Raw genomic sequence first — 13,910 nt, 5'->3', positions numbered from 1 at the left:
ATACGTCGTCGCGTACGTTCGTCGCGTGACGGTGGGCCAGCGGGACCGGGCGCCGTGGGAGCGGCTGCTCCCCGGGATCGCCGTCCTGCGCGGCTACGACCGCGCCTGGCTGCGCGGCGACGTGCTCGGCGGCATCACCGTCACCGCCTACCTCGTGCCGCAGGTGCTCGCCTACGCCGAAGTGGCGGGGCTGCCCGCGGTCGCAGGGCTCTGGGCCGCCGGCCCCGGCCTGCTCGTCTACGCGGTCCTCGGCTCCTCCCGTCAGCTCTCCGTCGGTCCCGAGTCGACCACCGCGCTCATGACCGCTGCCGGCATCGGCGGCCTCGTCACGGCGGCGGGCGGAGTGGTGCTGCGGCAGGAGATGGCCGCGCTCATGGCGGTCGCCGTGGGGATCATCTGCCTGGTCGGCTTCGTGACGAGACTCGGCTTCCTCTCCCACCTTCTCTCGAGGCCGGTTCTCGTCGGCTACATGGCCGGCATCGCCGTCCTCATGGTCGTCAGCCAGATCGGCAAGGTCACGGGTATCGCCGTCGAGGGCAGCTCCTTCCCGCAGGAGGTGGTGTACGCCGTGACGCACCTCGGCCAGACTCACCTGCCGACCCTGTGGCTGGCGCTGGGCGTGCTCGCGGTCCTCCTCGGGTTCCAGCGCCTCGCGCCGACGTGGCCGGGCCCCCTGATCGGGATGCTCGGGGCGACGGTCGTCGTGGCGGCGCTCGACCTCGTCGACACCGCCGGCGTGAAGCTCGTCGGCCATGTGCCGCAGGGGCTTCCCGCCGTGCGGCTTCCCGACCTCGGCGGTGTCGACCTCTGGGCGCTGTTGCCGGCCGCGCTCGGCGTCGCCGTCGTCGCATACTCCGACAACGTGCTGACGGGCCGCGCCTTCGCTGCGCGACATCGAGAGGCCATCGACAGCAACCAGGAGTTCCTGGCCCTGGGCGGCGCGAACGTGGCGACCGGGCTGCTCCAGGGCTTCCCGATCAGCTCGAGCGGCAGTCGCACCGTCATCGCCGACGCGATGGGTGCGCGGACGCAGCTGCACTCCCTCGTCTCCCTGGTCCTGGTCGTCGCGACCCTGCTGTGGCTCGGCCCGGTGATCGGGGCCTTCCCGACCGCAGCGCTCGGCGCGGTCGTCGTCTTCGCCGCGATCCGGCTCGTCGACATGGGGGAGCTGCGGCGGATCGCGGCGTTCCGGCGCAGCGAGCTCGTGCTGGCGCTCGCGACGACGGCCGCGGTACTGCTCTTCGGGGTGCTTCCCGGCATCGGGGCGGCCATCGCCCTGTCGGTGCTCGACCTGCTGCGGCGCATCGTCCATCCGCACGACGGCGTGCTCGGCTACGTGCCTGATGTGGCGGGCATGCACGACATCGACGACCACCCCGACGCGGTGCAGGTGCCGGGCCTCGTCGTCTACCGCTACGACTCGCCGCTGTTCTTCGCCAACTCCGACGACTTCATGACGCGGGCTCTCGCGGTCGCCGACGCTGCCGAGGCTCAGGGTGACGTCGCGTGGTTCCTGCTCAACGCCGAGGCCAACACCGAGGTCGACCTCACCGCGGTCGACGCCCTCGAGTCGCTGCGCCGGGCCCTGGAGGACCGTGGGGTCGTCTTCGCGATGGCCCGCGTCAAGGAGGACCTGCGGGTCTCGCTCGACGCTGCCGGCTTCCTCGACGACGTCGGGCGCGACCTCATCTTCCCGACCCTCCCGACGGCCGTCGCAGGGTATGCCGCCTGGTACGAGCGCGAGCACGGCGCACCGCCGGCGGGGCTACGCATCCCACCCGTGCCCGCCCAGCCCGAGCCGGACGCCTAGCCTGACGTCATGCATCTCGACCTCGTCACCGTCGTCGTCGACGACTACGACTCCGCGATCGGCTTCTACACCGGCGTGCTCGGTTTCGAGCTGGCCGAGGACTCGCCGTCGACGACGACCGACGGCCGACCCAAGCGGTGGGTGGTCGTGCGGCCACCGGGCGGTGGCACCGGTCTGCTGCTCGCGCGGGCCGACGGTCCCGTGCAGGAGGCTGTCGTCGGTGAACAGTGGGCCGGCCGGGTCGGGCTGTTCCTGCGCGTCGACGACTTCGACGCGACGCTCGAGCGGCTGCGTGAGGCCGGAGCCGAGATCGTGCGGCCACCGCGGAAGGAGGACTACGGCTGGGTGGCGGTCTTCCGCGACGTGGCCGGCAACCGCTGGGACCTGCTGTCGTGACGCCCACCGTCGTGGCGATCCACCTCGCCCCGGGTCGGCGCCTGCCGACGAAGTCCGTGACGAGCGTCGAGGCCGAGGCCGGCGCGGGTCTCGTCGGGGACCGCTACCACGGCAGCAAGCACCGGCACGTGACACTGCAGTCGGCGCTCGACCTCGAGGCCGCCGCCGCCGATCTCGGGCGACCGGTCGAGGCGGGCCTGACCCGGCGCAACATCACGATCTCGGGTGGCGACATCCCGACGCAGCCGGGGACTCACGTGACGATCGGCGACGTCGAGCTCGAGGTCGTACGCATCGCTGCGCCCTGCCGGCTCCTCGACGACAACCTCGGCCCCGGTGCGGCACGAGCACTGCACAACCGTGCGGGCACGGTGTTCCGCCTGCTGACCTCGGGTCGGATCAGCGTGGGGGACGAGGTCGTGCTCGATGACTCCGGTGCCCAAGGCTGAGCAGGGTCGCGACGGCGAGTGACCCCGCTGCGACGCGACGGGCGAGCCGGGAGGCCGGCGCGATGTCGCGTGCTCCGGCCGGCGAGCCCGTGCCGAGCGTGCCGCGGTCCTCGACCCGTCCGTCGTAGACGTTGGAGCCACCCAGCCGCACCCCCAGGACCCCCGCGAACGCCGCCTCGACGACGCCGCCGTTCGGGCTCGGGTGGGCCGGTGCGTCACGCCGGATGGCGTCCCAGCCCGCGAGAGCCCGCTCACGCGACCCGCCGGCGACGAGGGTCAGGGCACCGGCAACCCGGGCCGGCAACCAGTTCGCGACGTCGTCGAGCTTTGCTGCAGCCCAGCCGAACTCGCGGTAGCGCTCATTGCGGTGCCCGATCATCGCGTCGAGGGTGTTGACGGCCCGGTAGGTGAGCAGACCGGGGACCCCGAGGAGCCCGCCCCACAACAGGGGAGCGACGACCGCGTCCGACGTGTTCTCGGCGAGCGACTCGATGCAGGCGCGCGCCACCTCGTCGGCGGCGAGCCCGGACGTGTCGCGCCCGACGAGGTTGCGCACCTGGCTGCGGGCGGCGTCGAGGTCGGCGTGCCGCAGCTGCCCGTCGATGGTCTCGGCCTCCCGGATCAGGGAGCAGCCGCCGAGAACGGCCCACGTCGCCGCGGCGGTCGCGACCGTGTGGGCGACTCCGCGGCGCCGGGTCGCCCGCTCGGTGACGACGCCGAGCCCCGCCGCCCCGGCCACCAGGAGCGCCACGTGGGCGACGCCGGGGGCGCGGCGGGCGGCATATGTCTGCTTCTCGAGCAGAATCGCGGCCGACCCGAACCCGGCCACCGGGTGCCAGCGACGCGGGTCGCCGACCGCCTGGTCGAGGGCCCAGCCGAGTACGAGCCCGAGCGGTCGGCTCATCGGGTGACGTCGAGGGCCGCGACGTCGCCGATGACGACGACGGCGGGTGCGCCCAGGCCCTCGCGCCGGGCGGCCGCGTCGATCTCGGCGAGGGGCGCGCGCACGGTGCGCATGCTCGGCAACCCCGCGTCGGCTACCACAGCCGCGGGCGTGAGCGGTGAGCGACCTTCTGCGACAAGGGTCTCGGCGATCGCGCCCAGCGTTGCCACGCCCATGAGGACGACGACCGTCGTGCCGCTGCGGGAGATGGCGCCCCAGTCGAGGGTGCTGCGCGGGTCGCCGGGCGGCACGTGGCCGCTGACGACGGTGAAGCCCTGGACCAGCGTGCGGTGCGTGACCGGGATCCCGGCGAGAGCCGGTGCGGCGATGCTCGACGAGATGCCCGGCAGGACGACGACGGGGATGCCCTGGGCCGTGCACGCCTCGGCCTCCTCGCCGCCACGTCCGAAGACGAAGTTGTCCCCGCCCTTGAGGCGCAGGACGTTCCGGCCGGCGAGAGCGTGCTCGACGAGGATCTCGTTGATCCGCTCCTGCGGCGTGAAGTCGCCCCTCGGGATCTTGCCGACGTCGATCACCCGCACGTCGTCACGCGCGTGCCGCAGGGCGCTCAGCGGCGCGAGGCGGTCGTGGACGATGACGTCGGCCGCGCGGATCGCCTCGATGCCCGCGACGGTGAGCAGGCCCGGGTCTCCGAGGCCGCCGCCGAGCAGGGTCACCGTGCCGACGGAGGAGCGCCCGCCGGCCTCGTGGGCTTCCTCGTCCGTCGCGGGCCCGACCGGCGGGGACGGCGACGTGGAGACGTCGGCGCGGAGCACCACGTCGAACGTTTCCGGCTCGGCGTCAGGCTCGACGGCGACCAGGCCACGCTCCACGAGGTCGCGCAGCGAGGTCGGCAGATCGTCGAGGTCGGCCCCGATGGTGACGCGCGCGCCGTCACGCAGGAGCGCGTGCACCGTGGCGACGGTGTGCGGCACGACGCGGGCGACGAGCACCGACAGGTCGGCGAAGCTCAGCTCAGGCGACACGGCGCACCCTCCTCAGGTCGTCGAACGCCGCGGCGACCGCCCGCGACGTGGCAGGGCCACGGACGGCGAGCCGCACCCAGGTCGGCCCGAGGCCGGGGAACGTCTCGCCGCGACGGACGGCGAAACCGAGCCCTGCGAGGTCCTCGCGCACCGAACCGGCACCCAGCGGCGACGTGTCCACGAGGACGAACGGAGCGGTCGACGGTGCGACAGTCGTGAGACCCACGGCAGCGAGCTCGCGGACGAGGACGTCCCGGTCGTGAACCGTGGACACGGCAGCCGCCTCCGCCTCGGCGAGTGCGCGCTCGGAGAGACAGGCGACCGTGGCCGCGATGGACGGGCTCGAGACCGACCACGGTGGCTGCGCGGCGCGCAGTCGCGCGACGAGCCGCGCGTCACCGACGACGTAGCCGGCGCGCAGTCCCGCCAGCCCCCACGTCTTGGTCAGCGACCGGACGACGAGCAGCCCGTCCAGGTCCGCGCCGATGACCGACTCGGGTTCTCCCGGCACGGCGTCCATGAAGGCCTCGTCGACGACGACGACGCGCCCCGGCGACCGCGTCGCTCGCAGGTCTGCTGACCGGTGGAGCACGCCCGTCGGGTTCGTGGGGTTGCCGACGACGACGAGGTCGGCGTGGGCGTGTGGGCCGCCACCGGCGAAGTCGGCCGGGTCGAGCCGGAAGCCCGAACTGTGCTGCAGGACAAGCCGGTCGACAGGCCTGCCCGCCGCGGCCAGCGCTGCCTCCGGCTCGGTGAACTGCGGATGGACGGCCACCGGCCGCTCACCCGGGATCGCCCGGGCGAGCAGCGTGAACGCCTCGGCGGCGCCGGCCGTCGGCAGCACGCACTCCGGCGGCACGCGGTGCCGTGCAGCGATGGCCGCGACCGCCGGCGCCGGGTCGGGGTAGCGGCCGAGGTCGCGGAGGGAGCCCGCGATGACATCCGCCAGCCACGGCGGCGGAGCCGGGAGCCGGACGTTGACGGCGAGGTCTGTCAGGCCGGGCGCGACGTCGCGGTCGCCGTGGTGGTGCAGGTCGACGCCGGTGTCACCGGCCGCGCCGCTCACGACGCCTTGCTCCGGGACCCGGGGGCGGCGGCATACGCGTGGACGGCGTCGGCGAAGGACGCGGCGAGCTGGGGGTGACCCGCCCAGTGGGTGTGGAGGTACGACGCGTGCAGCGTCGCGCGCCCTGTGCCGGCCGGGTCGAGGGCGAAGCCGTCGGGCGTCCCGTCGAGCAGCCACGCCGCCGGGCTCGCGCCGGGATCAGGCGTCACCGTCGTGCGGTGGAACTCGTGGCCCGTGACCCGCCGGCCCGCCACCGCGAGCACCGAGTCGCCGGGCGCGATCGCGCTGCGGTAGCCGAGGGTGAGTCGCGGGCCCATGGCGGCGTCGGCCGGGATCGCGCCGACCATCGCGGCGCCGTCCACGGCGCCGCAGAGGTAGAGCATCCCGGCGCACTCGGCGACGGTCGGCAGCCCGGCCCGCACCGCACGCAGGACCTCGCCGCGAAGCGTCCCGTTGGCCGAGAGCTCCTCGGCGTGCACCTCCGGGAACCCGCCGCCGAGGTAGAGGCCAGCGGTCCCGCGCGGCAGGCTCGGCGCGGTGAGCGGGTCGAAGACGACGGGCTCGAGCCCGGCGGCCCGCAGCAGCTCGTCGGTCTCGGTGTAACGGAACGTGAAGGCCCGGCCACCCGCCACCGCCACGACGGGCTGCGAGTCTGTCGGCAGGTCGGGGCGGGCGGCGTCACCGAGGGCTGCGACGGCGTCCCAGGCGGGGGCGTCGAGCTCGGGCGCCGAGCGGGCGATCGCGAGCACCTGGTCGAGGTCGACGTGCTCGGCGACCCGCTCCGCGAGCAGCTCGACGGAGCGGGCGGCCTCGTCGCGCTCGGCCGCCGGCACGAGACCGAGGTGGCGCGAGGGCGCCTCGATGCCCGCGTCGCGTGGGAGCACGCCGAGCACAGGCACGCCCGTCGCGTCGAGGGCCGACCACACCTCGCGCACGTGCCTTCCCGATGCCGCCTTGTTGAGCACGACGCCGGCGACCCGCACGCCCGGCTCGAAGGTCGCGAGCCCGTGGACGATCGCTGCCGCCGTGCGCGTCATGTGGCTCACGTCGAGAGCGATCACGACCGGCGTACGCGTCAGCGTGGCCACGTGCGCCGTCGAGGCGAAGCCGTCGCTGCCGATGCGCCCGTCGAAGAGGCCCATGACGCCCTCGAGGACGGCGACGTCGGTGGGCCCGTCGGCCGAGGCGCCGTGCACGAGCAGCGGCGCGACGCTGGCGGCGCCGCAGAGGAACGGGTCGAGGTTGCGCCCCGGCCGCCCCGTCGCGAGCGAGTGGTAGCCGGGGTCGATGAAGTCCGGCCCGACCTTGAAGCCCGTGACCTCGAGCCCCCGTTCGCGCAGTGCGGCCATGAGCCCGGTCGCGACCGTCGTCTTGCCGTGGCCCGAGCCGGGTGCGGCGACGACGAGCCTCGGCAGCACCGTGCCGCCGGGCTGCTCCGGCTCGGCGGGCAGCCGACCGAGGGCCGTGTCGATGGCGGAGTCGCGCCGGGTCACCACTCGATCCCCCGCTGCCCCTTCTGGCCCGCGTCGAACGGGTGCTTGACCTTCGTCATCTCGGTGACGAGGTCGGCGAGGTCGAGCACCGCCTCCGGGCAGCGGCGACCCGTGATGACGACGTGCTGGTGGCCCGGCCGGTCGCGCAGCGTCGTGACGACGTCGTCGACGTCGATCCAGCCCCACGCCATCGGGTAGGTGAACTCGTCGAGGACGTAGAGCCCGTGGGTCTCGGTGGCGATCCGACGCTTGATCTCGGCCCAGCCCTCGCGGGCCGCCTCGGCGTGGTCGTCCTCGGTGCCCTCCTTGCGGGTCCACGACCAGCCGGCGCCCATCTTGTGCCACTCCATCGGGCCGCCGCGTCCGGTGTCGCGGTGCAGCTCGGCGAGCGTCTCGACGGCCGTCTGCTCGCCGATGCGCCACTTCGCGCTCTTGACGAACTGGAACACGCCGACCGACCAGCCCTGGTTCCAGCCGCGCAGGGCCAGGCCGAAGGCGGCCGTCGACTTCCCCTTGCCGTCGCCGGTGTTGACGATGAGCAGCGGCCGGTTGCGGCGCTGGCGGGTCGTCAGCCCGTCGGTCGGGACCGCGGTCGGCTGGCCGCGCATCAGGCAGCCCTCCCGTTCACGGCCCGAGCAGTGCCGACGATCGCCGACGCCGCGAGCTCACCCACGGGCAGGTGGTCGGCGCCGAGCTGCTCGGCGAGACGCGCGGCGAGGCCCATCCGGAACCGGCCCGACTCGCAGTCGAGGACGACCGCCTGGACGCCCTCGTGGCGCAGCTGCCGGGCGACCCTCGCCGCGCGGGCGAGTGCGTCCGGACCGCTCGTGGCCCGGCCGTCCGTGACGACGACGAGCAGGGCTCGCCGGTTCGGGTCCCGCAGGCGCTCCACCCGCAACGTGTCGTATGCCGTCTCGAGCCCTTCCGCGAGCGGCGTCCGTCCGCCGTGCGGCAGGTCACGCAGCCGCCTCGCGGCGATGTCGACGGAACCGGTCGGCGGCAGTGTGAGGGTGGCGCCGGCGCCCCGGAAGGTGACCAGGCCGACCTTGTCGCGGCGCTGGTACGCGTCGAGGAGCAGCGACAGGACGGCCGACTTCACGGCCTCCATGCGGCGCCGCGCGGCCATCGAGCCGGAGGCGTCGACGCAGAGCAGGACGAGGTTCGACTCGCGGCCCTGCACCACGGACCGGCGCAGGTCGCCGGGCAGCACGCGCAGACGGCCCCCTGCCGTGCTGCGCGTGGCCGCGGCGCGGATCGTCGCGGGCAGGTGGACGGGTCCGGTGGGTGTGTTGGTCGAGCCGACCCGTCGGCCGGTGCTCGTCAGGGCGGCCGAACGCCGGCCAGGGTCGCCCTGCCCGATGCCCTTGGCGCGCAGCAGCTTCGCGCGGTACGGCTCGTCGGCAGCGCTCACGCCTGCCGCGGCAGCGCCGGAGCGGCTGGGGTCCGGGGCGGCCTCGGTCTCGGGCTCGGTCTCCGGCTCGCCCTGCTCGGTCTGCTGGCCGTCCTCGGCGCGCTGGGGCTCGGGTGCGCGCTCGGGCTCCAGCTGCCCCTCCTGCCGGGGCGCGGGTTCCGGGGTCCGGTCCTCGCCCTGCGGCTGGGTGTCGCCCTCCTCAGGCTCGCGTGAGTCAGGCTCGGGCTGCCCACCGTCGCCCGGGTCGGGATCGGGCTCCGGCTCGTCGTCACCGAGAAGCTGGTCCAGGAGGTCCTCGTCGAGGCCGGGGGAGTCGAACGGGTTGCGACGCCGGCGGTGCGGTAGGGCGAGCCGGGCGGCGGCGCGCACGTCGGCGACGGTGACCGTCGTGCGACCCGACCAGGCCGCGTGGGCGACAGCTGCGCGCGCTGTGACGATGTCGGCGCGCAGCCCGTCCACCTCGAACCCGGCGCACACGACGGCGATCCGGTGCAGCATCCCGTCGGTCAGAGCCACGGACCGCAGCCGGTCGCGTGCGGCCGCGATCCGCGTGCGCAACGCCTCCTGCTCGGCGGTGAACCGCGCCACGAACCCCGCCGGGTCGTCGTCGAAGGCCAGGCGGCGGCGTACGACCTCGGCGCGCAGCGCGGGATCACGGGGCGCCGCGACCTCGACGGTCAGCCCGAAGCGGTCGAGCAGCTGCGGACGTAGCTCGCCCTCCTCGGGGTTCATCGTGCCGACGAGGACGATCCGTGCCGCGTGCGACACCGAGACGCCATCGCGCTCGACCGTGTTGCGGCCCATCGCGGCCGCGTCGAGGAGCAGGTCGACGAGGTGGTCGTGGAGCAGGTTGACCTCGTCGACGTAGAGGATGCCGCGGTTCGCGGCCGCCAGCAGACCCGGCTGGTAAGCCGTCTCGCCACGTCCCAGCGCCCGCTCGAGGTCGAGCGAGCCGACGACGCGGTCCTCCGTGGCGCCGATGGGCAGCTCGACGAGCCGGGCGTGACGGGTGTCGGCATCGGCGGTGTGGTCGTGCGGGCCGTCCGGGCACCCGGCGCCCTCGCCCGGAGCACAGCCGAACCGGCACCCGGCGACGACCTGCTGGTGGGGGAGGACGGCAGCGAGGCCGCGCACCATCGTCGACTTCGCGGTGCCCTTCTCGCCGCGCACGAGGACACCGCCGACCTCGGGCGAGACCGCCGTGAGGACGAGGGCGAGGGCGAGGTCGTCGGAGCCGACCACCGCCGAGAAAGGAAAGGTGTCGGGCGTGGACCCGTGGTGGTTCGGGTCGTTCGAGCCGTCGCGCATGGGACTGCGAGCCTCCTGCGGGTGCCGCGCCCGCGTCGGTGGACCGGTCGCGCCCGGCGGGCGCGACCAGCGACGGGGGATGCCCTGGCTTCCGGCCGACCTCACGGCCGGTGGTTCACAGTGGCGGGACCGCTCCGGATTCGCACCGGATTCCTCCCCAGTCGCCACGCGCAGTCTGCCACGTCCGGCGGGACACGCGCGTGGCGGATCGGAGGAGGATCCGCAGGCTCAGGCCGGGCAGACCACCGAGTCGGTGTCGAGGTCGGCCGGCAGGATCGAGACGAGGGCACGCCACAGGTCGGTGGGTGTCGTCGGCACGAGCACGGGGCCACGGTCGTCGGCCTCGACGCGCAACAGGCCGGCGTCGGTGTCGACCCAGGCGAGCCGGCGTGCGACGGTGCGGTCGCGCACGGGGAAGGCGATGTCGACGCACGCGGTGCGCCACCCGCCCACCCGGGCGGCCGCGGACACCGCGGGCCAGGGGGCGAGCAGGTCGGCGAGGGCCTCGCCCGCCGACGCGCGGCGTCTCGCCGCGTTGGACACGAGGCCGTCGAGCACCTCTTCGTCGACGGTGACGGTGACGGCAGCCAGCCGTGGCCGTGGCCCCAGCCCGGCGAGCCGCGCGACGGTCGTGGGCACGAACTCCGTACCCACCGACTCGAAGTCGTAGGTGCCGTCGCCGAGGTCGGTGAGCATCGCCGACACCCGGGCCAGCCAGCCCTGGTGCAGGGCCACGCCCTCCGGGTCGGTGACGAGCACCTGCAGCGAGGCCAGCGAGTTCGTCACCGCCGCGAGTCCCCCGCGCAGCGCCGGATGGGGTGCCCCGTCGACGACGGCGCCGACGTCGGCGAGGTCGCGCAGCGTGCGGTCGCAGGCTCCCGCGGGGTCGGTGGCGTACTCCGCCAGGGCGATGAAGGACTCGGCGTCGAGCCGCAGCCCGGCCGTCGTCGCGTCGAACATGACGCTCATGCGTGAACTCCCTCACGTCGGCGGACGGCGATGCTCGCAGCGACGGCGTCGACCAGCCGCGCCAGCTCCCCGACCCGCAGGGTCCCGATGTTCGCTGTCAGGGTGACGGCTCGTCCGTCGACGACCGTCGCCCACGACTCGGTCGTCACCGACTCCTCGGCGGGTGTCGCGTGCGTCGTGACGCGGTGCGTCCCGGGGTGACCTGCGACCTGCACGTCGTCGCGGTCGAGCACGAGGACGTCGCCGGCGTCCCAGTCGGGCAGCGGGCCGTCGGCGGCCGGCGTCGCCAGCACGAAGTTGGTGCGGAACCGGCTCCCGTCGTCGGGCTCGACGGCGGCGACGACGTCGCCCCCGGGACCGAGCTCGACGGTCTCCCAGCTCGCGGGCACGGCGATCGACACGTGTCCCCCGCTCGTGCTGATCGTCGTCATCCGCGGCATCCGGGCACGGCCCATGGCCGGGTGGGCGTCACTCATGTACGTGCTTCCTCCCCCTGCTGCTCAAGGTTGCACGCGGTCCCCCGACGGCGTGCGAGTCACATCATGGCCTCACGAACGGGCTTACCGGGGCGGAACGGCCAATTCGGCTGGGTCCGGATCGCGCACGCTAGGGTCGCCGCTGTGATCGAGGTGGTCGGCGTCGGTGCGTCCGGGTTGGGGTCCCTCGGCCCCGACGAGCGCCGCATGGTCGACGAGGCCGGGGTCGTCGTCGGCGGCGAACGGCACCTGGCCATGCTCGAGTCCACCCCCGGGCGACGTCTCGTGCCGTGGCCCTCCCCGCTGCTGCCCGGTCTGCGCAGCCTGCTCGACGGCCTGGCCGGCTCCCGGGTCGTCGTGCTCGCGAGCGGGGACCCCCTCGTTTCCGGCATCGGGGCCACGCTCGTGCGCGAGCTCGGTGCCGACCGGGTGCGCCTGCACCCCGCGGTGTCGTCGGTGGCACTCGCGAGGGCCCGGATGGGCTGGTCCGCCGAGGAGTCCGACGTCGTGACCCTCGTCGGCCGCGACGTCGACCGGCTGCGCCGCGACCTGGCTCCCCGCGCCCGGCTGGTCGTGCTGACCTCGGGCGACGACGGGCCGTCCCGCATCGCCGCGCTGCTCGTCGAGGAGGGGTATGCCGACAGCCGGCTCACCGTCCTCGGCGACCTAGGGTCGGTGGCCGAGTCCCGCACCGACGGTGTGGCCGCATCGTGGGACGGCCGTCCCACACCTCGGCTGCACCTCGTCTGCGTCGAGTGCGACGCCCACCCCCGGCCCCGCGCGAGGTCGCTGGTGCCGGGACTGCCCGAGACGGCATACGAGCACGACGGGCAGCTGACCAAGCGCATCGTGCGGGCCGCCGCGCTCGCGCACCTCGCACCCCAGCCCGGCGACGTGATGTGGGACCTCGGGGCCGGCGCCGGGTCGGTCGGCATCGAGTTCGCGCGCCAGCATCCCCGCAACGAGGTGCACGCCGTCGAGCGCGATCCCGCGCGGGCCCAGCGCGTGCGCGGCAACGCCAGAGCCCTCGGGGTCCCGGGCCTGCACGTCGTCGAGGCGCCGTCGGAGGACGCCGTCGCGACCCTGCCCCGACCCGACGCCGTCTTCGTCGGCGGCGGCGCGACCGCCGACCTGCTCGCCACGTGCTGGGCGGCTCTCGCACCCGGCGGACGGCTGGTCGTCCACGGTGTCACCGTCGAGACTGAGCTGCTCCTCCACGACGCGCGTCGACGGCACGGTGGCTCGATGAGCCGCATCGCCGTGGAGGACCTCGACGAGATCGGCTCGTTCCACGGATGGAAGCCGGCCCGTTCGATCGTCCAGTGGTCCGTGGAGAAGCCTGTGCTGCAAGAGGATCCGGAGGTCAATGCATGACCGTCCACTTCATCGGGGCCGGACCGGGGGCCGCCGATCTGCTCACGCTGCGGGCCGTGCGTCTCATCGGTGAGTCACAGGTCTGCCTCTATGCAGGCACGTACATCGGGCCCGAGGTGCTCGCCCACTGCGCCGACGGTGCCACCCTCGTCGACACCCAGCACCTCGACCTCGACGCGATCACCGAGCACTGCGTCCGGGCGCACGAGGCCGGCCACGCCGTCGCCAGGCTCTGCTCCGGCGACCCGTCGATCTACTCGGCCATCGCGGAGCAGACGCGACGGCTCGACCGTGCCGGGGTCCCGTGGGACATCACGCCCGGCGTGCCGGCCTACGCCGCGGCGGCAGCGCTCCTCGGACGCGAGCTCACGGTGCCCGAGGTCGCCCAGTCGGTCGTGCTCACCCGGGCCCACCGGGACTCCACGCAGATGCCCGAGACCGAGTCGCTCGCCCACTTCGCGCGCTCGCGGGCGACGCTCGTGCTGCACCTCGCGATCCGCCGCACGCGCGAGCTGATGGCGACCCTCGTCGACGACTACGGCTCCGACTGCCCGGTCGTCGTCGTCGCCAACGCCGAGCAGCCCGACCAGCTCGTGCTGCGCGGCACCCTGACCGACATCGCCGACCAGGTCGAGGCCGCCGGCCTGCGCCAGGCCGCCGTCATCCTCGTCGGCCACGCCCTCGCGGCGCGCGACACCGACGACTTCGTCGAGTCGCACCTCTACGGCACGCGCGTCACGCGCAACCGGCCGCGCGACTAGGGCCCCCGTGGCGCGTCGCGGCGGCGTGTGTCAGGATGCGAGGGCCGCAGTGCACGGGAAGTCGGTGTGACTCCGACGTGGTCCTCGCCACTGTGACCAGGGAGCAAGTCCCCACCATCGCCACTGGCGACCGCAGGTTCGAAGCCGGGTCGTTGGGAAGGCGGGGAGGCGCGACGATCTGGAAGCCAGGAGACCGGCTGCGGCGTGATCTGTCCACGAGGCATGGAAAGAAAGGGTCAACCTGCCATGGCCACTGCTGCATCGGCTCCCGCCGTCCCCTCCACCACCCCGATCGTCACCCCCATCCGGGTCCCCGTCTGGGCGTGGCTCCTGCTCGCGTGCGCGGTCTTCACGCTCTACTTCCTCTCGCAGGAGAACGGCGCCCTCCTCAGCGCGCCCGCTGCCCAGATGCTCCACGAGCTGACGCACGACGCGCGCCACGCTCTTGGCGTCCCCTGCCACTGACGT

General features: G+C 74.2%; 14 protein-coding genes and 2 riboswitches. Of the genes, 6 read left to right on the top strand and 8 right to left on the bottom strand.

Annotated features, from left to right (window positions below; genetic code table 11):
• Positions 1-25: 25 nt before the first annotated feature.
• From H9I49_RS01810 to H9I49_RS01800, 3 genes are read left to right on the top strand one after another with little or no spacing between them, the layout of a single operon-like run.
• On the top strand, positions 26-1,810 hold the full coding sequence (locus H9I49_RS01810) for a SulP family inorganic anion transporter (protein WP_370587387.1): 1,785 nt from the start codon (positions 26-28) through the stop codon (positions 1,808-1,810).
• A 9-nt stretch (positions 1,811-1,819) separates the two neighbouring features.
• Entirely contained in the window at positions 1,820-2,206 is a 387-nt protein-coding gene (locus H9I49_RS01805) for a VOC family protein (protein WP_188028607.1), read from the top strand.
• Entirely contained in the window at positions 2,203-2,655 is a 453-nt protein-coding gene (locus tag H9I49_RS01800) for an MOSC domain-containing protein (RefSeq protein ID WP_188028606.1), read from the top strand. Before H9I49_RS01805 ends, H9I49_RS01800 begins: the two co-directional genes overlap by 4 nt.
• On the opposite strand, the gene H9I49_RS01795 is transcribed toward H9I49_RS01800, so the two are convergent.
• From H9I49_RS01795 to H9I49_RS01760, 8 genes are all read right to left on the bottom strand, one after another.
• Positions 2,606-3,559: a cobalamin biosynthesis protein gene (locus H9I49_RS01795; RefSeq protein WP_188028605.1), complete on the bottom strand. Its 954-nt coding sequence runs from the start codon at positions 3,557-3,559 to the stop codon at positions 2,606-2,608. The two genes, H9I49_RS01800 and H9I49_RS01795, sit on opposite strands and share 50 nt — an antisense overlap.
• Positions 3,556-4,584, bottom strand: a complete 1,029-nt coding sequence (cobA, locus tag H9I49_RS01790; RefSeq protein WP_188028604.1) for a uroporphyrinogen-III C-methyltransferase — start codon at positions 4,582-4,584, stop codon at positions 3,556-3,558. The genes H9I49_RS01795 and cobA overlap by 4 nt, the downstream gene beginning before the upstream one ends.
• Positions 4,574-5,650 carry an Rv2231c family pyridoxal phosphate-dependent protein CobC gene (gene cobC / locus H9I49_RS23610; RefSeq protein ID WP_188028603.1) on the bottom strand — a complete coding sequence of 359 codons (1,077 nt, stop codon included), beginning with the start codon at positions 5,648-5,650 and terminating at the stop codon, positions 4,574-4,576. The genes cobA and cobC overlap by 11 nt, the downstream gene beginning before the upstream one ends.
• Complete coding sequence (locus tag H9I49_RS23605) at positions 5,647-7,143, bottom strand: cobyrinate a,c-diamide synthase (protein ID WP_370587386.1); 1,497 nt, start codon at positions 7,141-7,143, stop codon at positions 5,647-5,649. Before H9I49_RS23605 ends, cobC begins: the two co-directional genes overlap by 4 nt.
• Positions 7,140-7,751 carry a cob(I)yrinic acid a,c-diamide adenosyltransferase gene (cobO, locus tag H9I49_RS01775; protein WP_223128224.1) on the bottom strand — a complete coding sequence of 204 codons (612 nt, stop codon included), beginning with the start codon at positions 7,749-7,751 and terminating at the stop codon, positions 7,140-7,142. The genes H9I49_RS23605 and cobO overlap by 4 nt, the downstream gene beginning before the upstream one ends.
• Positions 7,751-9,862 (bottom strand): VWA domain-containing protein, encoded by a 2,112-nt coding sequence (locus H9I49_RS01770; protein ID WP_188028602.1) that lies wholly within the window; start codon positions 9,860-9,862, stop codon positions 7,751-7,753. The genes cobO and H9I49_RS01770 overlap by 1 nt, the downstream gene beginning before the upstream one ends.
• Positions 9,863-9,942: 80 nt before the next feature.
• Positions 9,943-10,015, bottom strand: a riboswitch (cobalamin riboswitch).
• Between the two features lie 75 nt (positions 10,016-10,090).
• Complete coding sequence (locus H9I49_RS01765; RefSeq protein ID WP_188028601.1) at positions 10,091-10,831, bottom strand: hypothetical protein; 741 nt, start codon at positions 10,829-10,831, stop codon at positions 10,091-10,093.
• Entirely contained in the window at positions 10,828-11,307 is a 480-nt protein-coding gene (locus H9I49_RS01760; RefSeq protein WP_188028600.1) for a hypothetical protein, read from the bottom strand. Before H9I49_RS01760 ends, H9I49_RS01765 begins: the two co-directional genes overlap by 4 nt.
• Positions 11,308-11,451: 144 nt before the next feature.
• On the opposite strand from H9I49_RS01760, the gene cbiE reads away from it, so the two are divergent.
• From cbiE to H9I49_RS01745, 3 genes are all read left to right on the top strand, one after another.
• Positions 11,452-12,681, top strand: a complete 1,230-nt coding sequence (gene cbiE / locus H9I49_RS01755) for a precorrin-6y C5,15-methyltransferase (decarboxylating) subunit CbiE (RefSeq protein WP_188028599.1) — start codon at positions 11,452-11,454, stop codon at positions 12,679-12,681.
• Complete coding sequence (cobM, locus tag H9I49_RS01750) at positions 12,678-13,442, top strand: precorrin-4 C(11)-methyltransferase (RefSeq protein WP_188028598.1); 765 nt, start codon at positions 12,678-12,680, stop codon at positions 13,440-13,442. Before cbiE ends, cobM begins: the two co-directional genes overlap by 4 nt.
• A 30-nt stretch (positions 13,443-13,472) precedes the next feature.
• Positions 13,473-13,659, top strand: a riboswitch (cobalamin riboswitch).
• 29 nt (positions 13,660-13,688) lie between these two features.
• On the top strand, positions 13,689-13,907 hold the full coding sequence (locus H9I49_RS01745; protein WP_188028597.1) for a CbtB-domain containing protein: 219 nt from the start codon (positions 13,689-13,691) through the stop codon (positions 13,905-13,907).
• Positions 13,908-13,910: the final 3 nt, after the last annotated feature.

The organism is Terrabacter sp. MAHUQ-38, from assembly GCF_014518425.1.
Taxonomy (GTDB): Bacteria; Actinomycetota; Actinomycetes; order Actinomycetales; family Dermatophilaceae; genus Terrabacter.
This window is presented reverse-complemented; position numbering and strand designations above follow the sequence as displayed.

What these genes read in the sequence shown, in the direction of transcription:
- H9I49_RS01760 (WP_188028600.1), bottom strand. Translation starts at nt 11,307, where the DNA reads ATGAGTGACGCCCACCCGGCCATGGGCCGTGCCCGGATGCCGCGGATG.
- cobM (WP_188028598.1), top strand. Translation starts at nt 12,678, where the DNA reads ATGACCGTCCACTTCATCGGGGCCGGACCGGGGGCCGCCGATCTGCTC.
- H9I49_RS01770 (WP_188028602.1), bottom strand. Translation starts at nt 9,862, where the DNA reads ATGCGCGACGGCTCGAACGACCCGAACCACCACGGGTCCACGCCCGAC.
- H9I49_RS01795 (WP_188028605.1), bottom strand. Translation starts at nt 3,559, where the DNA reads ATGAGCCGACCGCTCGGGCTCGTACTCGGCTGGGCCCTCGACCAGGCG.
- H9I49_RS01765 (WP_188028601.1), bottom strand. Translation starts at nt 10,831, where the DNA reads ATGAGCGTCATGTTCGACGCGACGACGGCCGGGCTGCGGCTCGACGCC.
- H9I49_RS01745 (WP_188028597.1), top strand. Translation starts at nt 13,689, where the DNA reads ATGGCCACTGCTGCATCGGCTCCCGCCGTCCCCTCCACCACCCCGATC.
- H9I49_RS01805 (WP_188028607.1), top strand. Translation starts at nt 1,820, where the DNA reads ATGCATCTCGACCTCGTCACCGTCGTCGTCGACGACTACGACTCCGCG.
- cobO (WP_223128224.1), bottom strand. Translation starts at nt 7,751, where the DNA reads ATGCGCGGCCAGCCGACCGCGGTCCCGACCGACGGGCTGACGACCCGC.